The organism is Paenibacillus sp. FSL M7-0802, assembly GCF_038004945.1.
Classification (GTDB): Bacteria; Bacillota; Bacilli; order Paenibacillales; family Paenibacillaceae; genus Paenibacillus; species Paenibacillus polymyxa_B.
In genome coordinates this window covers 39,191-62,805 of sequence record NZ_JBBOSD010000002.1, presented here as the reverse complement: position 1 = coordinate 62,805, position 23,615 = coordinate 39,191, and the positions used below count along the sequence as shown (strand labels likewise).

20 protein-coding genes and 4 pseudogenes are annotated in these 23,615 nt (G+C 40.3%); 14 read left to right on the top strand and 10 right to left on the bottom strand.

Annotated features, from left to right (window positions below):
• Nucleotides 1-215: 215 nt before the first annotated feature.
• From MHB54_RS28655 to MHB54_RS28645, 3 genes are all read right to left on the bottom strand, one after another.
• Nucleotides 216-1,052, bottom strand: a complete 837-nt coding sequence (locus MHB54_RS28655) for an ArdC family protein (protein WP_340982193.1) — start codon at nt 1,050-1,052, stop codon at nt 216-218.
• Between the two features lie 74 nt (nt 1,053-1,126).
• Nucleotides 1,127-1,288, bottom strand: coding sequence for an aspartyl-phosphate phosphatase Spo0E family protein (locus MHB54_RS28650; RefSeq protein WP_340982192.1), 162 nt, complete (start codon nt 1,286-1,288; stop codon nt 1,127-1,129).
• A gap of 1,326 nt (nt 1,289-2,614) precedes the next feature.
• Complete coding sequence (locus MHB54_RS28645) at nt 2,615-2,998, bottom strand: response regulator (RefSeq protein ID WP_340982191.1); 384 nt, start codon at nt 2,996-2,998, stop codon at nt 2,615-2,617.
• A 386-nt stretch (nt 2,999-3,384) separates the two neighbouring features.
• Here MHB54_RS28645 and MHB54_RS28640 point away from each other — a divergent pair, with 386 nt between their 5' ends.
• The 3 genes from MHB54_RS28640 (at nt 3,385) to MHB54_RS28630 (ending at nt 5,376) form a co-directional block, all read left to right on the top strand.
• A complete protein-coding gene (locus tag MHB54_RS28640; RefSeq protein ID WP_340982190.1) occupies nt 3,385-3,714 on the top strand; it encodes a helix-turn-helix domain-containing protein in 330 nt (109 codons plus the stop codon).
• Nucleotides 3,715-4,258: 544 nt separating this feature from the next.
• Nucleotides 4,259-4,714 carry a peptidoglycan-binding domain-containing protein gene (locus MHB54_RS28635; protein ID WP_197477056.1) on the top strand — a complete coding sequence of 152 codons (456 nt, stop codon included), beginning with the start codon at nt 4,259-4,261 and terminating at the stop codon, nt 4,712-4,714.
• A gap of 23 nt (nt 4,715-4,737) precedes the next feature.
• Complete coding sequence (locus MHB54_RS28630) at nt 4,738-5,376, top strand: hypothetical protein (RefSeq protein WP_063477446.1); 639 nt, start codon at nt 4,738-4,740, stop codon at nt 5,374-5,376.
• A 168-nt stretch (nt 5,377-5,544) separates the two neighbouring features.
• Here MHB54_RS28630 and MHB54_RS28625 read toward each other — a convergent pair whose 3' ends face one another.
• The 3 genes and pseudogenes from MHB54_RS28625 to MHB54_RS28615 all read right to left on the bottom strand — a co-directional run.
• The gene (locus tag MHB54_RS28625) at nt 5,545-6,183 is read right to left on the bottom strand and encodes a hypothetical protein (RefSeq protein ID WP_063477447.1); all 639 of its coding nucleotides are present in this window, start codon (nt 6,181-6,183) and stop codon (nt 5,545-5,547) included.
• A 45-nt stretch (nt 6,184-6,228) separates the two neighbouring features.
• Entirely contained in the window at nt 6,229-6,717 is a 489-nt protein-coding gene (locus tag MHB54_RS28620; protein WP_074961862.1) for a peptidoglycan-binding domain-containing protein, read from the bottom strand.
• Between the two features lie 134 nt (nt 6,718-6,851).
• Nucleotides 6,852-7,343: pseudogene (locus MHB54_RS28615) on the bottom strand (Tn3 family transposase); the annotation flags it as partial.
• Between the two features lie 531 nt (nt 7,344-7,874).
• On the opposite strand from MHB54_RS28615, the gene MHB54_RS28610 reads away from it, so the two are divergent.
• The 3 genes from MHB54_RS28610 (at nt 7,875) to MHB54_RS28600 (ending at nt 9,699) form a co-directional block, all read left to right on the top strand.
• Nucleotides 7,875-8,297, top strand: coding sequence for a MerR family transcriptional regulator (locus MHB54_RS28610; RefSeq protein ID WP_036684645.1), 423 nt, complete (start codon nt 7,875-7,877; stop codon nt 8,295-8,297).
• A 16-nt stretch (nt 8,298-8,313) separates the two neighbouring features.
• Nucleotides 8,314-9,285 carry an aldo/keto reductase gene (locus MHB54_RS28605; protein ID WP_036684644.1) on the top strand — a complete coding sequence of 324 codons (972 nt, stop codon included), beginning with the start codon at nt 8,314-8,316 and terminating at the stop codon, nt 9,283-9,285.
• A gap of 174 nt (nt 9,286-9,459) precedes the next feature.
• Entirely contained in the window at nt 9,460-9,699 is a 240-nt protein-coding gene (locus MHB54_RS28600) for a hypothetical protein (protein ID WP_179087093.1), read from the top strand.
• A 177-nt stretch (nt 9,700-9,876) separates the two neighbouring features.
• On the opposite strand, the pseudogene MHB54_RS28595 reads toward MHB54_RS28600, so the two are convergent.
• Nucleotides 9,877-12,357 (bottom strand): annotated as a pseudogene (locus MHB54_RS28595) (Tn3 family transposase); the annotation flags it as partial.
• A 1-nt stretch (nt 12,358) separates the two neighbouring features.
• Complete coding sequence (locus MHB54_RS28590; protein WP_076315855.1) at nt 12,359-12,928, bottom strand: recombinase family protein; 570 nt, start codon at nt 12,926-12,928, stop codon at nt 12,359-12,361.
• Nucleotides 12,929-13,287: 359 nt separating this feature from the next.
• Here MHB54_RS28590 and MHB54_RS28585 point away from each other — a divergent pair, with 359 nt between their 5' ends.
• From MHB54_RS28585 to MHB54_RS28575, 3 genes are all read left to right on the top strand, one after another.
• Nucleotides 13,288-13,884 (top strand): TetR/AcrR family transcriptional regulator, encoded by a 597-nt coding sequence (locus tag MHB54_RS28585; RefSeq protein WP_071220739.1) that lies wholly within the window; start codon nt 13,288-13,290, stop codon nt 13,882-13,884.
• A 188-nt stretch (nt 13,885-14,072) separates the two neighbouring features.
• Complete coding sequence (locus MHB54_RS28580; protein ID WP_340982188.1) at nt 14,073-14,741, top strand: YqeB family protein; 669 nt, start codon at nt 14,073-14,075, stop codon at nt 14,739-14,741.
• 347 nt (nt 14,742-15,088) lie between these two features.
• Nucleotides 15,089-15,298, top strand: coding sequence for a hypothetical protein (locus MHB54_RS28575; protein WP_063477448.1), 210 nt, complete (start codon nt 15,089-15,091; stop codon nt 15,296-15,298).
• A 377-nt stretch (nt 15,299-15,675) separates the two neighbouring features.
• Here MHB54_RS28575 and MHB54_RS28815 read toward each other — a convergent pair.
• Nucleotides 15,676-15,757 (bottom strand): annotated as a pseudogene (locus MHB54_RS28815) (hypothetical protein); the annotation flags it as partial.
• Nucleotides 15,758-16,310: 553 nt separating this feature from the next.
• Nucleotides 16,311-17,359: pseudogene (locus MHB54_RS28565) on the bottom strand (IS3 family transposase); the annotation flags it as partial.
• An 843-nt stretch (nt 17,360-18,202) separates the two neighbouring features.
• Here MHB54_RS28565 and MHB54_RS28560 point away from each other — a divergent pair.
• The 5 genes from MHB54_RS28560 to MHB54_RS28810 all read left to right on the top strand — a co-directional run bounded on the left by MHB54_RS28560 (nt 18,203) and on the right by MHB54_RS28810 (nt 23,510).
• Nucleotides 18,203-18,952 carry a DUF4046 domain-containing protein gene (locus MHB54_RS28560; RefSeq protein ID WP_340982187.1) on the top strand — a complete coding sequence of 250 codons (750 nt, stop codon included), beginning with the start codon at nt 18,203-18,205 and terminating at the stop codon, nt 18,950-18,952.
• Nucleotides 18,953-19,354: 402 nt separating this feature from the next.
• Complete coding sequence (locus MHB54_RS28555; RefSeq protein WP_340982186.1) at nt 19,355-20,962, top strand: spore germination protein; 1,608 nt, start codon at nt 19,355-19,357, stop codon at nt 20,960-20,962.
• A gap of 4 nt (nt 20,963-20,966) precedes the next feature.
• Nucleotides 20,967-22,067 (top strand): GerAB/ArcD/ProY family transporter, encoded by a 1,101-nt coding sequence (locus MHB54_RS28550; protein WP_340982185.1) that lies wholly within the window; start codon nt 20,967-20,969, stop codon nt 22,065-22,067.
• Nucleotides 22,057-23,286 (top strand): Ger(x)C family spore germination protein, encoded by a 1,230-nt coding sequence (locus MHB54_RS28545; protein WP_340982184.1) that lies wholly within the window; start codon nt 22,057-22,059, stop codon nt 23,284-23,286. The genes MHB54_RS28550 and MHB54_RS28545 overlap by 11 nt, the downstream gene beginning before the upstream one ends.
• A 17-nt stretch (nt 23,287-23,303) precedes the next feature.
• Nucleotides 23,304-23,510: a CLC_0170 family protein gene (locus MHB54_RS28810; RefSeq protein ID WP_063477453.1), complete on the top strand. Its 207-nt coding sequence runs from the start codon at nt 23,304-23,306 to the stop codon at nt 23,508-23,510.
• The last annotated feature ends 105 nt before the right edge of the window (nt 23,511-23,615 follow it).

Genomic DNA, 23,615 nt, shown 5'->3' with positions numbered 1-23,615 from the left:
TTTGAGTGTACATTGTACACACTCCTTTCAATGGCCACTTTTTTTAAAGCAAAATCCGTACACAGAATTCCGGAAACGTTCAAGCCGGCTGCTGATATTTTGAGTACAAAAATTCACCTTCAGGCGAGATCCAGGTTTCAGTTTTGTGTACAACAAAATAATGAACTTCCCACATCCAACCGGGAAGGGACCCGGTTGGATGTGGGGCGCTCTGGTTACTCGGCAGCAGCCTCTTGGAAGGTTACCCCTAAAATATGATCTGCGGCCTTCTGTGCCTGTCCTGCGGCCTGTACAACTAACTTCTTATCATCTTTAAGCTTGCGCAACCAACTGCCCACATAGGCCGCGCTGTTCTCTATGGTGCTGTTATCAATACCAGCTACACCGCAAAGCATTGCCGCCCCGATCTCTGCCACCAATTCTTCTCTGCTGTAACTCTCATCCCCAAAGGCTGCAAGCTCGGTAATCCCTGAACGATTTAGGCGGCTTTCGTGGCCTGTACTGTGTACATGCTCGTGGAATAACGTGCTGTAGTATTCTTCTGGCTTGCTGTAATCACAGATAGGCGGCACGCTCACAATATCATCAGCTGGACGATAGAACGCACGCCCGGAAGCAAACCGGACAGGCGGAGCATCCTTGTACCCTTCACAAATCCGCTCTGCTGCTTCTATAGGATCGTGGTCGAATGTTTGATCATTCCTTTTACTCTGTAGCCCCTCGCACTGTCTGTTGATCTCAAAAACTCTATAGTATCGGAGGAACGGGATTTTCACGGGTTCCCCGTCTTTATCTTCTTTCTCTAGCCATGTCCAAAACACGACAATTTCTGATTTTTCCCCTTTTTTGACTTTTCCGCCAGCTTCGCTAATTTGTTTGAAGCTTGCGTATTCGCCGGGTTCAAGTAGCAGGGTATTAATGCCGCGGTATGGCTTCTGAGTTTTCCAGTTTACAGCACCGCCAACCTTCCACGGTCTGCGCCAAGGTACAACCCCTTTTTCCAAAAGCTCTATCATACGATTTGTAATCATTTCATAGACTTTTTCACTCATGTTAACCTCTCCCTTATGTGTTATAATGGAGGGGCGAAGGGGTCTCAAATCTTCGCCCCGGCTCGTTTGTTCTGCTAAACAAACGGGCCTTTTGTCTGTCTTTGAACTTGTCGATCATACTCATTCAGCACTTTGTCCAACTTTTGCGATTTCTCCACAACTTCCATCGCCGTTAAACCCATCCGTTCCACTAAATCAACGAGTTCTTTACGCAACTCTTCAATTTGATTACGCAACGCCTCAACGCTCAGTCGCCATCACCTCCTTTCAAAATTGCTTATTTAGAGTTGACTTTTTTGGCCCTAACCCTCATTCGGAACCGTTTGCCTGTCTAGCCCTAGTGGCGATGAGCGGAATCCTTTAAGGTTTGTGAGCAGTTTCTTGCTTGCTGTCTTGCCTTACCTTATGAAGTTTTCAAAGAGCAAAATCATTCGTATACCGTAGCCGTCGCAGATTTAAGATCATATAGGTTCTCGCAGGGCAAGGCTGCCCGAAGGGACGACAAAAATTATTTTGAGTGTACTTCTCAAAATAATTTTTTCGCCTTGCCCGGAGAGGTTCTATATGATCCCATGCGACTAGATGGCTACGGTATGTGAATGATCTCTTTGAAAAACGGAATATGGTAAGGCTGCAGGCAGAATACGTGCGAACGGGCCTTTGTCTTTACTTCTTCGATCTTGCCCACAAGGTTTTATCTTCGAAGGGTCTACCCGAATAGGTTTAGGAACGATGAAGGAATGGAGCGGAGCGTAAGGGATTCATGGTTCCCTTTGCTTCGTAGTACATGATGGGGTTTGTGGAGTGGAGTGAAACGGAGCGGAGCAATCCCCATGATGTATGAGCATTGCCCCAGAGTCTTTAGCTTCCCTGCTAGGCCCGTTAAGAATCCCAATGGAACCCGGGTGATTTTTCCGGGGTCGCTTGGGATTTAGGGCCGATGAACCGGGGGATTAAACACCTGTTTGCTTCACTTTTTTAGGTTTGCTGTGTACGTATTTTTGTCCTGGTGCTTTCTGCAGCTGATACAATGTACACAGAAACTATCATGGCCGCGGATCTGAAGCCGATAATATGTGTACAGGACTGAATCTCTCACATAATGGGTATAATATTACTAGAAGGGAGCGTGAAGATATGGCAACAGTATTTACTATAGCCATCTTGTCTTTTGTAGCGTGGCTTCATGCGGTAATCCTGCGGATCAGCACGAGCAAAGAGGAATACAACAAATACGTTTTCGTATCCGCAATACTAATGTATCTATCCTGCAACTATATCCAAGCACAAACTTTTCAGCATAAGACAATATTCAATTTAGCATTTATCGTTTACTCTTTAGTATCAATTCCGATCCATATTTGGCTTATAACATCACGGTCGAAATCGAGACGAAACGCTACACATTAGCTCACATAAAAGACGAAAGGCCGCCTGCATTTTGCAAGTGGCCTTTGATCTACCCTTTAACACCGTAATTAAATGTAAATCGTTGAATTTGAAGGTGGAGAGGAAACCGGAATCAATCCCAATCCAATGCCAAGCGCCTTCACCAAACTCGTTTATTCGAGAAGTGTTTGCTGGATGTTTTGTCCAGAGTAGTATATAAGGATTTGTTTAATTTTTTCGAAGTCTAAAGGCTTTTCGATGTAATCGACCATGCCTAACGCTAAGCAGTCTTTCTTGTCACGCACTGATGTATTCGCACTCATAGCAATAATGTATGGAGGCTGCGCAACAGATTCGAGAATTTTTTCGGCTGCCTTCTTGCCATCCATAAGCGGCATTTGAATATCCATAAAAATAAGCTGGTACGGTTTCACTTGAGTCGCTTGAAGGGCTTCTTGGCCGTTCGTCGCTAAATCAGCACTATAGCCAAGTTTTTGTAGGATGTAAAGCAATACGATTCGATTGATTTCATGATCATCCACCACCAGTACATTCATTTAAGAGTTCCTTTCTGCAGAATGACCGAAGAAAGACTGAAATAGCTTTCTATGGACCTTTGCTGATGAGTTGAATAAATGCGATTCAATTGATTATTTACCATCAAAGAAGGGGGTTGAATCATTACCTCGTTTTTCTAGAACAAATGTGCAATTCACCCTAGCACTGATCGCCTCACTTACAAAACGCAAAGGAACATAAGTAGTGCCTAACTTTTCCGTTCACATAAGCCTTTTTACTGCCGATAGTCAGCTTAACCGTTACCCCATTTCAAGTAACAATTGACACTTATAGGGACAACATTTAATAATTTTAAAACATTTAATGACTCCACTACATTTCATCTATTGTCTACACTTTTTATTAAGAGGAGTAGATAACTTTTATGAATCATCAAACTATTGCTGAACAGATTGGTACTATTGTGAGAAAGTTAAGGATTGAAAAAGGATTAACCCAGCAGGCTTTAGCAGACGAAATAGGCTCATCCTTCTCCTTCGTCGGCAGAGTTGAGCGCGGTGAAAGTAATATTACAATAGAGACTATCACAAAACTTTCGAACGCCCTGAATATGGAGTTCTTTGAATTAATGAGTTTAGGAAGAAGGCAAGACAGCGAGGATATAATGGCAATCCATGCATTACTTCTAAAAAGAAGCGAGAAAGAGCAAAGAAAGGCACTCAACATTTTGAAAGAAGTATTTGATGAAGTATAAAACTGTACAATAGCCTATCCTGTAGGGCCTGCCACAGCTCAATAGAAACAGACTCTATATATTTTAAAACAGACGATTCTATTTTCTGGCATGGGTGCTTAAAGGTAGCCTTAACAGATATTGAAGACACCAATGTTCGTCTTGTAAGGCAATTTGGATCCTTGGTCAGCTCCTGCAGCTGGCCAATTTTTGTTCAAAACCCGAACATTCCATAGGATAGCATTGTCTTCATAAGTAATCTAAAGCAAAACGATATAATTATGTACTGAAAACCTCCCTTTCCTGTTTACGCTATACTTATACTAGATTACGGAATTTAATCCTTTTTTTTGATTTTATCATAACTGTTGATAGTTTTATTACGTTATACACTATGAAGCCATCAAATTAGATAGCTTCATAGTTATAAACCGGAGGTGAATAACAACTAACTGCAGAAGACTTAAACCAAGCTCCAAAGATTTAACTTCCAGACATCAGGGGATCTAACCGGATAATGAATAGTCGTACAAGCCATATTCACAAAACAAAGGAGGAGTATTCGTTGAAGAAGAAGAAGTTGGTTTCTCTAGTAACAGTTTCGCTCATGGGTTCACTTTTGTTTAGTGGTATAGCAAGTGCTGCTCAAGCAGGCTTCAGTTGGTGGCCGACTTTGAGAGAAGGTTCAACTGGTGGTTATGTTTCAGGTTTACAGGCTAACTTGTGGGCGTTCGGACAACAACCATATACAGCGATTGATGGTAGTTTTGGATCCGGAACAAAAACAGGGGTTATGAACTTTCAAAGATATGCGGGTGTTACCGCTGACGGTGTAGCTGGTTCATCTACATGGAATAGGTTCGATTACTACTCATTCTATTCAACCGATAAACATTGGTACCTAGATAGCCCCCAAAGCTCGACTTATTGGACCTTCTACGATGCAAACGGAACTAGAGTATCATACGAAGTACTGTATAAGTCTAATAACGCGAGAGTTAAATTCGGATATGTCAATTAATTAACAAGGAGGTACATTATACAATGAAGATAAAAAAAATACTTGTTACATGTGCGACAGGGGCTTTACTTCTAACAGGTGCTGGATATGCGTATCAGTCCTATGCTGCCGAAGGGGATACTACGATTCCAGAAGTGGTTACAGAAGAAAATACAGTACAACAAAGTGAAGGAATTACCGCCTCAAACACTCAAGAAACAGTAGTCCCGCCTGATCCGGGAGTTCAAGACAAGAGAGTTGATCTGTCTCAGCTTCCAGAGGGTGTTGAAGTGCGTATTCCTGAATCAATCAAGGACACAGCTCCTGCAGGAATAAGTGCTGCACAAAGCAGTGATGTTCCTAATTTGAAACAACTCACTCCTATCACTGCTAATGAAGTTGCTCCTGGTGAGTTTCATTTCATAGCAAGATACCAATCGCAAAATGGTGCTGAGATTATTGTAAATCAGGTACCTGTCGAGGGAAGTACCATCGAGACTATAAAGGGCTTCTATAAAGAACCGACAGAAGTTACCGAAATCAACGGCCATACCGTTGTTTATGTAGATGGCGAACATAGAAAAGCCGCACATTTATTCTTGAATGATCATCTGTTTAATGTCTCCACCTCCACTGGAGACCTTGATGATGTAATGAATGTACTCCAACAAATTCAGGAGTAACAATAAAAACCCACCGGGATTGAACTGTACCTCCAATGTTAGATGTGTCTAACAATTGGGGTGCAGTTCATACGCGGTGGGTTTTCGCTTGTTTAACTTCCGTCAAATCCATCGATAAAGCTTCCGCAAAATGCCTAGTTGCTCCTTTCTTTGAGTGTGCCTTTTGGATTACTCTTTAATTTCTTTCGCTAGTTCAATCAGGTAATCAAGAGTCACATCTTCATAAACTGTACCCACGGTAAATACATGATCATTTGTAACAATGTGGACCGTTTTCCTTGGGCCTTCATCTGTAGTCACTGCTTGGAATCCATTGATATCAATCACGGACACTTCACTAGAGTCATATATGCTCAAATTTTTAAAATAGTCAATAGACACCCTTGGGTCACGGTCTACTTGGAAAAACGTTACTTCTGATCCGCTCTTAAGAGCATAGATTACTTGTTTTTCTACATTTGTTCCCCAATCAGTTTCATTTGCCAATACCAATTTCTCAATAGAATTGTTAGACGCAGTACTTATATTCGCTTGAGACATTGTTCGATCTGCCAAGTCTAACGGAATATGGATATTATCAGTCGAAGCATTTTCAATATCAATATTTACAGTAACCGGTTCAGGACGTTGATTTTCAGTAAAATCGCTTTCATTAACAACACCTTCCAAATCAGACGGTGTAGACTCAGATATGCTGCTTTCATTTACATTTGTTACAAGCGGTTGTTCAGCGGTATAAGCATAAATTGAAGTGCTTGCTCCCAAAGCAGCCACTATTCCTAAAGAAATTAGAATAGACTTTTTCATGTATTCATCCTCCTATTGATTTTATTGAGTATATTCGAGATAACATTAGAGCCATCTCTGGAAAACCAAACCAGAACTTACCACATTTCCATTTGATCTGTACTGAAGATAATAATTCATAGTTACATCGACGTTAGTCGCATAGTATGAATATATAGTTTGGTAGGTTGTGCTACCAGGATGAAGGTAACGGTATTCTCCATACCCCCCAGTAGGCATCACATAAGTATCCATCCTTGACCATGTACTTGAGCCAGCAACCCCGTCTGATGTCAATCCTTCTCTTGATTGGAAAGCTTTCACCGCATTTGTAGTGCCAGAACCATAACTGCCATCTATCGTTCCTACTGTTGATTGATATCCAGATGACCACAAGTTAGCTTGAAGTGCTCTAACATACCCTCCAGAAGAACCGGAACGAAGTGTTGGGAACTCCTCCCTGAAAAGTGCATCAGCTGCAGTACCTAAAAATAACATACTGGATAGAGAAATAGATGAAGCAAGCAATAAGACTTTCGACAGTGCTTTTTTCATTTTACCACCTCGTATTCTTATATTAACTTCATAAAGGGGTCCTGCCGACAAAACGCAGATATTATACGATAAGGAACTTTTCAGAAGGTAAAACCCTGATTTTTCTACGCTAAGCAGAAAAATCAGGGTTTTATTTATGTTCTGAGTGGACGTAGGGAATGAAAGGTCGAAATCTCAGGTTTAAATGAATATTCACCTAGAAAGTTTATGTGTTTCCATCCTAATGGTGATATGTGTGGAAGCAATTTCTCTTGATATTTTCCTGTAGTTTTAAAATGTTCAATTGCTTGTGATAGATACACGGTATTCCAAATACTAATAGCATTAATAATGAGGTTTAAGGCGCTGGCACGCTGCAACTGATCTTGTAGTGCTCTTTCTCTAAGTTCCCCATGTTTCCCAAAGAAAATAGCTCGTGCCAAGGCATTCATGGCTTCACCTTTATTTAATCCACGTTGGATTCTCCGACGTAATGTTTCGCTAGAAATGTAGTCTAATATAAACAAAGTTTTATCAATACGTCCCATCTCTCTTAGTGTAGTAGCAAGGCTATTTTGACGAGAATAAGAACCTAATTTCCCCATAATGAGAGAGGCAGATACCGTTCCTTTACGAATGGTGTTCGAAGAAAATAAAGTATTAGACTGAAAAATAAAGTGTTAGACTAGGAAAATAAAGTTGTAGACTGAGAAAATAAAGTATTAGACGCCCATGCCGCTAACGCGGCACCATCAGATGATGAAATACAGTTATTTCAGGATAGACTGAAGATGCTTCATTGAGCTAACTGGCAGTTTAGTTTAGGTAGCGAGTATTTAATCCAGCTGCCTTTTTCTCTGTTTAGTGCCGACTTTTGTTTGGTAGAACACTCAGATGCACGAAGTGTCCATTGAGTAAGCAAGAAGGATTCGAAAATAAACGATATTGGAACGAACATTGTGCGTATTTTAACGCCGAAGGTGCCTCTATTATAGATCCAGTTTTCACAGCCCCCCCTAAATAGGGTCAATGATGGGCATTATAATGATAACCAGTAGTTCAGACGTTAACAGCTGTCTCCCAAAATAACGCTTGCCTTAAAGTGTACTTTAAGGTTTAGGATGAGGAAGAACCAGCCGATACCGTCTGAAAATAACCGATAAGGAGCGATCCGGCCAATGGCATTCACGATCAAAGAAGCTTCAGAGCGGCTTGGTTGCCCGGCTCATACGATTCGTTTTTACGAGAAGGAGGGATTGCTCCCTTACATTAAGAGAGATAAGAACGGGAATCGACTGTTCGAACAAGATCACCTAGATTGGATCCGGCTGATGACATGTTTCCGGGCGACAGGGATGAAGCTGTCGTTGCTGAAGGAGATGGTGGATTTTGCGCTCGATGGTGATTCCACGATTCCACAGCGCAAAGCGATCTTGAACCAGTACAAGGAAGAATTATTTCGCCGCCAGAACGAATTGGCCGAAGCGCTCGACGCCGTCAATAACAAACTGTCGATATACGAAGACATCGAGAAAGGGAGAATCCCTTCCGAGAGCCAGTTGTTAATCAAGATGGAGGAGTCAGAGCGACAACAAACATAGAATGAGGGATTAACAAATGCAGCAAAGAATTTTGGGCAATAGCAATATCCTCGTCTCTTCGATCGGACTGGGAATTATGGGAATGTCTCCAGGCATTTACGGGGAGACTAACGACGAACAGTCGATCCAAACGATCCATCGCGCTTTGGACATAGGCGTCACGATGTTCGATACCGCGGACGTGTACGGGAACGGGCATAACGAAAAGCTGCTCGGCCGTGCTCTTCAAGGGCGCCGCGAGCAAGCCATTATCGCCACCAAGTTCTCGTACACCCCAAATTACGAGAGCATCAGTGGCCATCCTGATTACGTTAAGAAAGTAGTGGAGGATAGCCTTCGCCGTTTGAATACGGATTACATCGATCTATACTACCAACACCGCGTCGATCCGCAAATCCCGATAGAGGAGACGGTCGGAGCGATGGCAGACTTGGTCAAGGCAGGCAAAGTTCGGGCGCTCGGCCTGTCCGAGGCTTCCGCTTCCACCATTCGCCGCGCTCATGCCGTGTATCCGATCTCCGTGCTAGAGAGTGAGTATTCGCTCTGGAGCCGTGACATCGAAGAGGAGATACTCCCTACCGTAAGAGAGCTGGGGATTACCCATGTGGCCTACAGTCCACTGAGCAGGGGCTTTATCTCCGGCGAGCTTCGCACTTTCGAGGATCTGGCCGCCGACGATCTTCGCAGATGGATGCCGCGGTTCCAAGGAGACAACTTCCGGAAGAACATTGAGGTTGTCGACAAGATTAAGGAGATCGCGATGGAGAAGAACTGTACACCATCCCAATTGGCCATTGCCTGGACGATTGCCAACGGGGCGTTGCCTATCCCGGGTACGAAGCGTATCAAGTACCTGGAGGAAAATGCGGCCGCGGCTGATATCCTTCTCATGAAGGAGGACCTCGAACGAATCGATCAGGTCAGCCCCAAGAATGTCGTTCACGGCACGCGTTATATGAAAGAACAGATGACGCTGCTCGACGGCTAGACTATAATCAGAAGAAGCAATGGTCCACGGGTTCCGTGGACCATTTGCAATTGGATATTGTCTCAGGAGGTCGGCAGCCATGAACGCTCGTTTTACAGATCGAATCAAAATCGCTCCAGGCTTCTGGACGAGCCTGAGAGAAATCGGATAGAACCCATTGACGTTGCGCGCCAATTGAATCTTCCGATAACCATAATTAACGGACCGGTCGTACCGCCCGCTCAATATTATGCCATTTGGCAAGCTTATTACGAACAATCCGGAGACGTCGCTGCGGGAATCGTCAAGCTTGCGACAGCGTACGAGACGGCACAGTATCCGTCAGCCGTCTTGGCGACCTTTCACGCTCGCGACTTCCGTGACGTGCTTAACCGAATGGCGCGCTATAAGCAAATGTGCCCTCCCGTCTATTAGTTATTGAACTAACTGGAATCGTTAGTTGAACAACACAGCAGCAGTCTATGACTTTATTTTCTCGTTCATGGCTGCCGCCGTATGAAATGTTGGTGGCAGTCTAAAACTTATTTCTCAACACCTGAAGTTTTTCAAAATCTGAAACCGCGTCAGATCAACAACTGAAGTCTAATACTTAATTTTCTTTGGACAAATGGAATGTGCCAACCTTAATACATCATCATAATTTTCCTGAATGATCTTGGTGTTAATTCTTCCACGTAGCAACTTCTCCATTTCTGGATATTGGTCGGGCTTTTCAAATGAGTAAAGTTTTGAATCTGCAAGGTCTCGTAATCTTGGGGCAAACCGAAACCCTAACAAATTAGTTAGTCCGAATACTTGATCTGTATAACCGGCTGTGTCTGTATAATGTTCTTTAATATGCAAGTCGGTTTCATGATGCAATAAACCATCTATAACATGAACAGCGTCTCTTGCGTTTGTATTAATCACTTTCGTATAGAAGCTAGAAAATTGGTCACTAACAAAGCGATAAATGGTTGCTCCTTTTCCCGTTCCATAATGTGGATTTGCATCAGCGTGTAAGGATGAAACTCCTACTTGAACACGCATTCCATCTGAAGAAGAAGATGTACCATCTCCCCAGTACGACGACAAGCTTAACTGATGCTGAAAATTCACCATAATGGCTTGTGCTTTATTCATGGCATCTTCATATAAACGCCACTGTGAGGCTGTGGACATTTGCCGGTATGAAACTCCTTGTGTCGCTTCTGCCATCTTAGTAAGACCGATATTTGTTCCCATAGCCATAATCGCTGCCATGATCGCTGGCTTTTCTTCTTCTTTTGGAGGATGCAGTGTAGAAGCATGAAGAAACTGCTTGTCGAATCCCGTCCAACTTGCTACTTCCATAAGCAAATCTGTCAGCTTCACACGAGGTATCAGTTGATATAGAGATAAACTATATTCTCGTGCTTTTTCTGGAACGTTTTTCTCCAAACGATGGACATGCAGCCGTCCATCCTCAAAATTAACCCCATCTAATTCTGTGATATTCGCTTTAATCCATTCAAGCCGATTATGTAATACATCCATTTTTCCTTTTAAGTATTCATCAACAGAAGGTGGTGCGGTAAGTTCATTAAGCTGCTTGTTTTGCTCCCATGTTTCTTTTGTCACTAAATAATTATCAAAATCTTGATGCTGACGACTTCCTTTAATAGAAACGTTACCTGAGCGTACAAGATTTCTTAACTCGGTAAGAACAGACATCTCATAGTATTGGCGATTTATATTCCCGTCATCATCATAAACGTGCTTTTGCCAGCGATTCGAGATAAAGTCCAAAGGAGCACCTTCTGGAACCTTTCGTTTATTATTTCTGTTCATCTCTTTAATGGTCTCAATAGCTTGAAGCAATGGCTCTCCTGATTTTGTAGAAGTGAATTCCAAGGCTTCTAACAATGTTGGGGTATATTTACGTAAGTAGTTAAAGCGAAATTTTAGTAAGTCTAAGTAATCGTAATCCATTGGGCGTGACAATTGCTTCGCCTCTTCTATTGAGTTTACGAAGTCCTCCCAAGGCATAATAGCTTCTAATGCTTCAAATGGATCCTTCCCTTGTTCTTTTGCTTGAATCAATGCTGATCCCAAATCTGCAAAGTGAATAACCTTTTCATTAACTGATTTACCATTTAACCTCTGAATCTCTTCTTGAGCTTTACGTCCCTTTGATAACAATAAGCTGATTTGCCGATCATGTATCTCAAAGGCATGATCAGTAAGGTTTTGGCTAAGTTGTAGGAGATGTAAAATTAAAAGTGTAAATTTCTTATTCTCTTTAAATCTACGGAATGAACGGGGTTCATATTTGGAACCCAATCGTGCTAACTGTAAGACCCTATTTGGATGAATTTCTTTAATATCCACATTAAGTTGCAAAGTTCGTATGACTTGAAGACGTTTTATAACCTTTAAGAAGGCATCTGGAGAAGATTGACCGGGAACTTCTCGTAACCAAGCAAGGGGTGTCTTTGAATAGGTGGAACTTACATCAAGTAAGTGATCTAACTTTGGTTTTTGAGATTCATTTAATGTAGAGCTGATAGATTTAAAAATTCGTTCTTCTGCCCGTTGACGAGCCTCCCATACAATTCTTTCTATTGTTGTCATAGCTGGCAAAATTACTTTTTGTCTTCGCAATTCCTTAATTGTTGAGCGAATCAAGTAATCTGTATTCCCGTTCCCAAGAGCGTGTTGAAGAGTATATTGTGCAATTATTCGATACATCCCAAAGGATAAATTTTGGTAGCCATAATGCTGTCGAAGTTCCTCTAGGTGTTCATTTCGAGTTGCTACCCGTTTTGCATACTGTGTATATTCTTGTGGGGAGACATCAATTTGTTTCGCAATATAATCGAGTATTTGGTTGGGAATGTCTTTAATCTGAAATAAAGTCCAACCCGGATACCGAAGAACTGCAAGTTGTAAGGCAATCCCTAAGCGATTATGGTCTCTTCGATGCTTATTAATAAATGCAAGATCTTCTGTGGTAAAAGTATAGTGCATTTCCATATCATGCTCAGTCATATCATCAGGAATAGACATAAACATATTTCGCTGATCAAGGGTTAATAGTTCTTTCCCTCTCATGTTACACCTCCTCGCTGGATAGCCCTTTCTTTCCCAAGTAACGATATAGCGTTGTTGCTCCTATTCCTGTGGCTTCTTTAATTTGAGATAAGGAGTAGTCTTTACTTTCATACATCTTCATGGCAAGCATAATTTTTTTTGATTCAACCTTCGGTCTACCTCCATTTCTTCCCCTAGATCTAGCTGCCACCAACCCATCTTTCGTTCGTTCACTAATGATATCCCGTTCTAATTCAGCTATGCTAGCCAACATTCTGAAAAAGAATCGCCCCATAGCTGTTGTTGTGTCAATTTTATCCTGAATAGACGCGAAATGGATTCCTTTTGCTTCAAACTGTTCCATGAGTTCGATTAAATGTTTGGTACTCCGACTGATACGATCTAATTTATAGACAACTACTGTGTCACCCTTACGTAATACTTTAAGAAGCTCCTCCAACTGCGGGCGATTTTTCCTTTTACCAGATTCTTTTTCTTCAAAAGTTTCGTCCACTCCATGACGATCCAATGCATCAAGTTGTAATGATAATGACTGATCTTGCGTACTCACACGTGCATAACCAAATTTCAATTTGAAACTCCCCTTTCCATACAAATTAATTATACCAAAAAGGGGGTTAAGGCTGATGTATTGGTATTCTGTTTTTGGTTATAGTTTTGGGTATGTATTTTAGCACTATTTGAGACTTTTAAAGACGCTCACTCACCATAACCATAAACGGTCGTTTATGGTTGTTGTTTTTTAACAAGAAAATAGATATTTCTGTTAAAAATAGATAAGAGAATGTGAAAAAGGTGTATTTAAACTAACTAGGCAGGATAGTCGAATTCTTAGTGTTGACAGGAATAAGAAGTTTGTATTAAAATAAAAATTGATTGAAAGACCAATTTAAAAATTGAATAACCAATATAAACGAGAGGAAGACCCTGATGGAAAACAAACAATCTTTTATTGCTGAAGCACGAAGAGAACAGATTATTCAAGCTTGTATTGATACACTCGATGAACTTGGCTATACAAATGTCAGTTTAACTAAAGTCGCTAAAAAGGCAAAAGTGAGTACAGGATTAATTTCGTATCATTTTTCTGGCAAAATGGATTTAATCAATCAAACCTTAGTGCATTTATTTAACAAAAAATTGGATTTTATTAGTGGGAAGGTTGTTCGAGAAGAAACGGCTATTTCACAATTAAAAGCATATATTGAAGCTAGTTTGGCTTACCAAGTGGCTAATTATAAAAATAATATCGCATTGATTGAAATTGTCTTTAACGCTAAAGACGAAGAAGGAGTGCCTTACTATAAAGCTGATGATGACGAGGAAGATCTGTTAAATGTATTGCTCAAAGAGATTTTATTAGAGGGACAAAAGAAACAAGAGTTTTCTAATGAATTTGATGTAGAAATGATCTGTGTTCTGATTCAAGGTGCAATAGAAGAAAGTATGCTTAAAAATAGGGCTTCCTTTAGTCTTGAGAAGTATAGGGATGATTTAACTAGAGTAATAACAAAAATAGTTATGTAACATCAAAAGGTCTATTTCCCTTTAATTAGAATAATTGATGGTTGAATAAGGATATATATTTATGCGTATTTGTTGTTTGATAATTATTATTTTCATTTGTATTGAATATTTTTGTCAGAATTTCAAGATACTCTAAACATCTTAATTCAACTATTTTTAACTATAAAGTCTCGGAGGTAACAATCCCAATGAAAAATACATCCACAATTGGTATGGGTTTCTTGGAAAAATTGATTGCAGTATTATTTCCTATTGTTTTAGGAACGATAGGTTGGTTTCTTCCAAAGTTGTTGGAATTCGTAAAAAGAATATCTTTCTTTTCTGATTCAAAAGTCATTGAACTTTTGGATGCATTCAACCCTTTTTGGGTGTCTATTATCTTGATGTTCGTAGGTGTAGTTATAGGTGTTCTTTTATCACTAACAGTTTATAGTGAAGCACTAAAAATGAGCATAAGCGATCAAGAAATATTGATCAATAAAGATGATAAAGAAAAGATAATTAGAAAATCTGAGGTAAAAGAAATCTTTATGGAAGATAATAATGTCGTAATTACTGGAAATAAAGGTCAAGAACTTTTGAGTGAAAAGACGGATATTAAGAAGGAAAAAATACGAGAAATCTTTCTGTATCATCATTACCTTTGGTGTGAACAGGACCCTTATGTAGATGAATTCAAACTTTGGGCCCTAGAAGATCATTTACTTGGGGAGAACACCAATTCAATCTTATATGAACGTAGAAATGCAATTAGAGAAGGAGATAAGAAAATGGCAAAAAATTTAAAAATGGATTTAAATGAGCTAGGGGTAGTTGTGAAAGATCAGGGTAAGGATCAATATGTACGAAAGATTTAACTAAACAAGCCAAATTTAAAAAAGTCGGTTCCTTAGCGTATAGGAATTCGACTTTTTAGGTTGCAATTTGCTTAGCGTATAATATATGCGTTTTGTCGACATGACCCCATAAACTTGTAAACCATTATATCACAAATTATTACCATAAACACCATTTAATATAAAAATAGTTATTAAATTCCTAAAAATAGGGGTGGTTACCTACAAAATACTTAAAACCTAAGTATTCCGTTGGTTATATATATAAACACCTAAACCAGACTAAAGGTTAGGAAGAGTTGAAGAAATTTATCCGATATGCTGAATTATCGATAGGATACAAGGTGTTATTAGTGGAGAAATAAGGGGTGAAATTTAGGACTCATGCTAGCAATCCCAAGATATCGCTTTATAATGCTAAAAGAATAGAAGCGATTGAAAATCTGGAAATGCTTACAAAGGTGCAGCGTGAAATACAAAACTACCCGGGGGCGCCCGCAACAGAATTTTTTCGAGAATTTACTGTTTTAAAAATAAAGAAAAAGCCTAACTCTGCTGAGTTAGGCTTTTTTATCTAACTTCCGAATTAACTGACTCACGTAACCTTGGGAAAAACCAAGCTTTCTTGCCCATTCGCCTTGCGTAGCGTTGGGATAGGTCTCCATCACCTCGGCGAGCCGCCTCAAGGCATTGTCCCCTTTTTTTCCTCCAATACTACTCCCCTGTTCCGGTTGATCATCGCTTTCCAAAGCGGCGGCGCTTTCAAGGATGGCCATTGAGTCTAAGTCAGGTTGAGACACCATATCTCGTAAACAAGATCCACAAACTTGCCGCCCCTTGAAGTAACTTATCGACTCCATCGAATCACAAAACAAACATCCCGATTGATATTTACGAAACATCAATCGATTCGCCTGATCATCGATAAAAATCTCAACCGGCTCTCCCACATCCATCCCCAAAACCCGTCGTAATTCGATGGGGATCACAATCCGGCCAAGCTCATCCACCTGCCGGACAATTCCTGTACTTTTCATATAGCTTCCTCCTTCAAGCAAAAACTTTGCAACCCATTATGTTATCATCCAAGCTTTTTAGGACTTCAATTCATTTTGCTTACTGGACGTTGTGAAATATGTCGTTTCTAGTTAACACCAAATTTTATTAGAATTATAGATGAATTTACCTAATAAATCTATATTTCTATATAATTTGGTATTTTAATTATGGTTGGCTACGTTGCGTACCGGCTATCTAAATGACCGCTTTACCCCACATAGTCCGACTTTTTTATATTCAGAAATCCGGTACACCCACCAAGATGAATCGGCCGTCTTCCGGAAACGATAGCTAACACACAGAGCGGTTGCTAAAACCATAACCCTTGAATTACCTCTAGGGAAAGTTCAAGATATTTCGATATAATTTCTTGAGAGACAAACTTTTAGGCTTAGTGACAGGGTAGCTGCTCTAGACCGCAAAGTATTGTTTTCATTCTCTAGTCAATAGATTACACTCGAATTATTATAATATATAAGTTGGTTTGTTTATTATTATTTTGTCCACTATAATATGTAAAAAATTAATAATTGGATTTGTGTAGTGGAATCCTTGATCAGAATGAATCAGTGCATCTGATGTAAGTGTTATTGACCGGTTATTTTTTAGCTTTTTAACCGTTTCTAGTGCAATATCAAGCGTAATCTTATCCGACACCTGATAAGCCAAAATTTCATTGGTAGATGCATCTTGAATCGTAGAGAGATATGCTTTCTTCCCTTGTCCATAAAATAAATAGGTAATATCAGTAAGTAGTACTTTCCCAGGAGTTTCTTGTTTGAATTTACGGTTTAATTCATTTTTTAATACACGATGTTCCTGCGTAGCCTTAGCCATTTGACGATAAGGATTTGCTTTTCGGATGGGGCAAACAATGTTATATTTTTTCATTATTCTACGGATCCGTTTTAAGTTAAAGTTCACACCAAATTGAAGGGCTAACGTCATCTTAATCTGACGTGCTCCTTTTTTGCGATTGCGGTAACGAAAGGCTTTGAGGACCCATTCCTTAGCCTTTTCATCCTGTAGATCCCTCTGATTGCGACATAGCTGTGCCTGCATTGAAAAATGATTATAGTAGCCTGATCTGGATACACCAGCGATCTGACATAGGTACTTGACCATACGAATAAGGTGAAACTTTTGGATAACGGAATGAATTAATGTGAATTTTGTTGTATTAGCTATTTGAATTTCTTGTTCATCAGTCTCCTTTCTTCCATTTCGAGCTTTTATAACAGTTCGTTTTCTGCTTGTAATAGTTTGTTTTGAGCTAACAAACGTTCATACTTCTCCTCCATCGATAGCTCACGACCCAAAGGTCTACCTGAGTTTCCCTTACGTGTATCTGTAAGTCCATCTAACCCACTGGTCGTGTATGCACTCTTCCAACGTTTTGCAGCCTTATTTACACGAACCATTCCGAGGATTTCAATGTCAAAGCCGCAGGACTCAAAGATTTCTCTGGGTAGTCGACCTGACTCATATTCTGCAATAAATAAGCGTTTGAATTCATCTGTGTACGTAATACTCTTTTGACTTACGCTTTTCACATACGGATTGGATTTTATCTTGTTCACATCACGTTGACTAAATTAACTTAATACTCATGGTTTTCTCCCCGAATTTTATTTCCTTAAGTATATAGAAAAGTACCCCGTAGAGTAGACCTTTGGTGTCTACTCTACGGGGTACATTTTATATTACTGGCTGACCTTTTTTATAGGTTCTTATTATAATGACAGTCAGGATAGAATGTAGCGCATCGTTTTGAATTTCCGGCTGTCGAACAGGGTTTCGTTGTCCAAGCATACTTTATGACACATTTATTAGGATAGTTCCTGCCTAGCTGACATTATCTAAACGAGCGTGTCAAAACCTCTCGAAATATAAAGCTCTGCTATGTCACATTCTTGTGGAAACATCCCAAAAAGCAAGCTAAATCTGAACCCTACAGAATTTAAAAGCAAATGATTCTTTATATTGAATTATTAAATGGACAAAGAGAAACAAATGATTTCATTTTGGTAAAAATAACGACCCCAAAAACAATTTAAGTGTGAATAAATGAGTCATATGGTGGAAAAGTATTTAACAAAGGAGGCTGTTCACACTGCTGAATATATTTAAAATTCATGAAACATTTGGTTGGATTTTTTACTTTCGGAGTTATTTTTTCTAAAGACTGGGTATATTCCCCTGCTTGTCCTGATAATTATCAATTTAGTACAGATATATGTTACAAATCGCCTTGCTAACGTCGAGGTAAAACCAAAATAACCTGCATCATTAATATGGCACCAGAACTCCGCTTAGACTGCAAAGCTAAGGAAATCCCATTATATAAAGCCCAATTTCTCGGTGTTGTAAGTGGGAAATTAGGCTTTAGTTAGTTCAAAAAAGCACCCTAGGAGGAATGGATTATGGAGTCGTCAGAAATAATCACGATATATCGGGAAGTATTAGAAGGAAAGCGAGCACGTTTTCCTAACTATTTTTTTGATGGGAAGCAAGGAAAGACACATCTTATCTGTCTAACTCAATACTTATTAGAAAAGCATCTGAACATACCGACTAAGGATATTCCTAATAAAGTGAATGCTAGACTCCTGTGGAGTCACCGCCTGCGGCCTCCAGCCAGCATGCATGGATGGAGTTTTATGGAACTAATTCAACATGCCTATCCCGGGCAATTTCACTCATGGCAATTTAAACAGGTATCGAATGGTTATTGGAGGGGACACATAGGATTAGAACGTGCTGTGGAAACGATCAAATATGTTATTGAAAATAAGTGCAATATTCCACACAACAAAATCCCACAGCACATAGACTTTCACTTCTTTAAACAACATAGGTTGACTGGTATTCTTTCTTTGTTTGGTGATTCTCCATATCAGGCCATTAATGCCGTATATCCAAACCAATTTCAACCTTGGGAATTTAATAATGTCCCTATGAATTATTGGAGAAGTGATCTTAACATTAAAAAGGCCATGAACAATCTCATTTTTGATAAGCTTAGTTGTTCCTCATACGATGAAGCTCATTTAAAACTAAAGAAGACCCACTTTGAAAAGTATGGATATTCCGGATTATTTCAAACAGCATTTAACATGCGATTATATAATGTAAGAAAGTGGTTAGATGAAGCCGGCGATTCAGGTAAATAATGATTCAGTTCGAAGGTGCTTGGAAGTTCTTATTGCCTTTCGGATTAGCCAAGAATCCCTACCGAAAATAGAGGTTCACGAGAGTCTCTATCCAGAAGTTTTTCATCTATTGTATTGAGCTTCTTCTAGTTCATACATTGGGTTTTCGTTTCCCGCTCGTTACTCTATATCATGAATGAGACATAGGGATGACGTTAAATCCCTTGGTAAGGTTAAACAGAGAACTGCGGTGAAAGGTCTAATATGAATATCTAACAGACAACCGTCAAAGGCTGTCTGATTTTTTACTTTTTAGGTATCCATTAATAGTGTATTTTCAACACCGTGTAGATGAATAAATCTCCACTTTTTTACACATGGTAAGAACTATAAAAATAAACCAGTGTTTGGAGTGTTCACGCTATGTTTAAAAGAGGACGTCATTTTTCTAAGCCTCGAAAAAAAGAGGCACCATTCATTCAAGGGAAATTATCAAATCATCATTCCGAACGATTAAGTCCAGCGTTAGATGAGAACCTGAGACAGATCCATGCCCGAATTGGGGAAAATGGTGATGTTATCAATCGAGAGTTTCTTATCTTCGGGAAATACCGCGGGGCTATTGTATACTTGTCATCCCTGGTTGACGAACCCTCCATTTATAGAGATATACTGAAGCCTTTAATGCTGACTCCCTCACATGATAAAGACTTGGATGTTCCTTGTCAGGAATTGATCGATATGATCTGGGGTGAATATTTACATGTAAGCAAGGGAAAAAACATATCAGAAGTGAGCTTAATTCTTGAATCCCTCTTTCAAGGAAACACCCTATTCATGGTTGAAGGCTCCTCGGAAGCCATCCTATTAGATACGCGCACTATTCAGAAAAGAGGAATCCAGGAACCTCAAACGGAGCAGATCATTCGTGGCTCTCGAGAGGGATACATTGAAGTTTTAGAAACAAACTTAAACCTCCTTCGTGCAAGATTGCAGACGCCTGACCTGCGAATTACCATCAAACCTATCGGCCAAAGAACCAAGTCGAAGGTCGCTGTTTGTTACTTAAGCGGTATTACAAATCCAGAACTGATCGATGAAGCCAATAGAAGGCTATCCAAGATTAATACGGATGGGATATTGGATGCGGGCTACATTGAACAATTCATCGAGGATTATCCCTACTCCCCATTCCCACAAGTTCAAAATACGGAGCGACCGGATAAAACAGCCGCTTCTCTTTTGGAAGGACGTGTAGCTATTCTGGTCGATGGGTCCCCCTTTGCCTTGATCATTCCTGCGGTATTTAATCAGTTCTATCAAACCCTAGATGACTATACAGAACGTTTTATTATAGGCAGCTTGATACGTACGATTCGATTAGTTGCCTTACTATTTTCACTGTTTATTCCAGCGCTGTACGTATCGATCATTTCCTTTAACCCGGAATTGATTCCCACTGAATTTGCCGTCGCTGTGGCAAGCGGACGTGCAGGTGTACCTTATCCAGCCGTCGTTGAGATCTTGATTATGGAAGTGTCGATGGAGGTCCTACGTGAAGCCACATTAAGGCTCCCTCAACTCATTGGAGGCGCCCTCTCGATTGTGGGTGTTCTTGTTATTGGAGATGCGTCTGTTTCAGCGGGATTTGTTAGTCCCATTACTGTCGTCGTTGTTGCTTTAACCACCATTGGATCATTCGCAACTCCAGCCTATAATGCTGCGATCGCAGTACGTATGCTGCGATTTCCAATGATTATCTTAGCAGGCATGTTTGGCCTTTACGGTATGGTGATTGGCATGCTATTCATTGTCAATCATGTATTGAACATTGATTCGTTTGGAGTTCCTTACTTATCTCCTTTTGTTCCAGGAAATAAGCAAGGGCTAAAAGATTCTCTTATGAGGGCGCCATTATGGTGGATGTCTCACCGTCCAAGCCACCTGCATACACTCGATAATACGAGGCTCTCAGACAATGATCAGCCCAGCACAGATTCCGTATTACAACCAACAAGAGAAGAGAGATAAATTCATGAACAGACAAAGATCCATAACCTGGTTTCAAGCATCGGCCGTAGTCATCAGCTCTATTATTGGTGGTGGTGTACTCGATATCCCTCGTACCGCAGCTGCCACTGCGGATAGTGGCGCTCCTCTCATCACATTGGCTGGAATTGCGATTGCTTTATTGGGTATTTGGTTGATAACCGTTTTAGGCATGCGTTTTCCGAAGGAAAATTTGTTTCAGTATAGTCAACATATCCTCGGAAAGCCAGTTGCATATTCGGTTAACCTATGTATGGTTCTATTCTTTGTAATCCTTACAGCCTTGACCGTAAGGCAGTTTGGCGAGGTTGTGGTTTCCGCGGTATTGCGGAAAACACCTATTGAAGTCACCATCATCATATTATTGCTGCTTGCCACTGTAACGACGCGACGAAACATAATCAGATTTTCTTACATCCACATGTTTTATTTACCATTTATCCTCGGACCTGTCCTTGGTATTGCATTGATCTCACTTCAAAATGCTGAGGTACTCAATCTGCAACCCATCATCGGTAACCATCCCAAGGACGTTATTGGGGGGGGATTGTCCATCACAGCATTGTTTCAAAGCTCCTTGATTATCACGTTGATCATTCCCTTTATGAAAAAACCAGAGAAATCATTGAGATCCAGTATGCTTGGAGGGACTATTGCTGGATTATTGTATTTCATCATCGTTATCTCAACTGTTGCTGCTTTCGGCCCTCAAGAGACTATTCAACTGATTTGGCCAACACTGGAAATAGCAAGATTAACTTCCCTTCCCGGTAAAATTTTTGAACGCTTAGACGCTATATTTATTGCCGTGTTGGTTATTACTGTGTTCACGACCATTTATGCTACATATTATTTGGCAAGTTATGCTGCGCGCGAGACGTTTGGTTTAAAGGATCATGGTTTTCTTTCAAGCTTTCTTCTCCCCTTTCTATACCTTGTTGCCATGATCCCACAAGATATATTTCAGTTATACCGAATGGGTGAAATCGTAGGTAAAGTTGGCCTTTCATTAACACTGGGCTATCCATTACTACTATGGATTATCGCTGTAATACGAAAAATAAGGGGGAATCCCGTTGAAGAATAAATTCATGAAAGTCGTTGTTTATCTGCAGCTCCTAGCTATTTCTGTGCTATTGAGTGGATGTTGGGATAGTACCCAAATCGACGATCGTGCCCTTATCTTAGGATTAGCGATCGATGAGGCTGGCCCGGAAGCCTCCAAAAAGGAAGATCTCGCGAATCACAAAGAAAGAGATGTTAAACAACTTAATAAAAACATGATCCGTTTAACTGCTCAAATCGCGGTGCCTGGACGCGTTCCACTCGGTCCTGGCAATGGAGGTAGCTCAGATAGTAAAAAAAGCAGTCCGGTTTGGGTTGTCCAGGTTGTGGGTCACACGATCGAAGATGCGATGAATAATTTGCAACAGGAAATAGCAGATCCTCGCTTTTTAGAACACCTCAGGATCATCGTGATCAGTGAGAATATCGCGGAGAGAGGTTTGGATGATCTGAATGATGTTTTTCGCAGGAATGCGCAAGTCCGCCGTTCAACCTGGTTACTCGTTACCGATACAAAAGCTTCTGATTTGATGGAAGTTGCTCCTCCTCTCGAACGCGTACCCACTTTATATGTACTTTCTATGCTGGAAAAATCCGTTGAGATGGGGAAATTTCCAGAGATGTATTTGTCACACTTTTGGAATAATGGTTCTAAACTTGGACAAAACCCGTTTTTGCCCTATATTTCGATACGAGAAGGTGAAAATATCCTGATTAATGGATTTGCTTTTTTCAGAAATAATAAAATGGTTGGAACAACGTCGAGCCCTATTGAAATTGGCGTATATATGGCAGCAAAAGGGATAAATCCTGGAGGTTATACAGTCCTGTTCCCTGTCCAAGATACGGGTTATGTCATGGTTAGAGCCAAAAAACGAAAGAGTTACACTAAAGTTCGAATACAGAATGGAAAGCCACATGCTGATATTGATGTTTATATTCATGGTGAACTCGTTGAAAAACTCTCTGCGAATACAAATATTGACACGACTCTAGACTTGAAAAAAATTGAGGAAGAACAAGAACGGAGAACAACTATGGCTATTAACGACCTGATAAAGGAGACGCAAAAGGTTAAGTCTGATATTTTTGGTTTGGGTGAATATGTAAGAGCCCATGAACGATCCTACTGGAATGAGAATGTTCGAGCTAAGAATGATTGGGAGAACTTGTATGCCGGCATGTCCATACATGTGAACGTTAAAGTGAACATTCGTAGAGTAGGTATGAAAATTAAATAAGGGAGGATCTTTTGAAGATGATACTTAATCTAGGGTGGTCCTTGGTGGCTCTTTTCGTCCTGTCTGGATTATTTTTATTAGCTGTAGAAGGTCCGACATTTCGGAGAAAACACATGAAAAAAGAACGAATGGTTGCGCTTAGGTTAGGATGGATCCAATTAATCCTATCTGTCTTTCTGACTTCTATCGTGGTCACCTTGCAATTCCTTGGAATAGGTCGGTAGTAGAAAATTGAAAGCAGTTTATTTTCGTGCTATCTAGAGGTATTCATAGCAAGAGTGAACCAGGTTTGAATTAAAAACTCACTGAAGTTGATGTACCGCTTTATC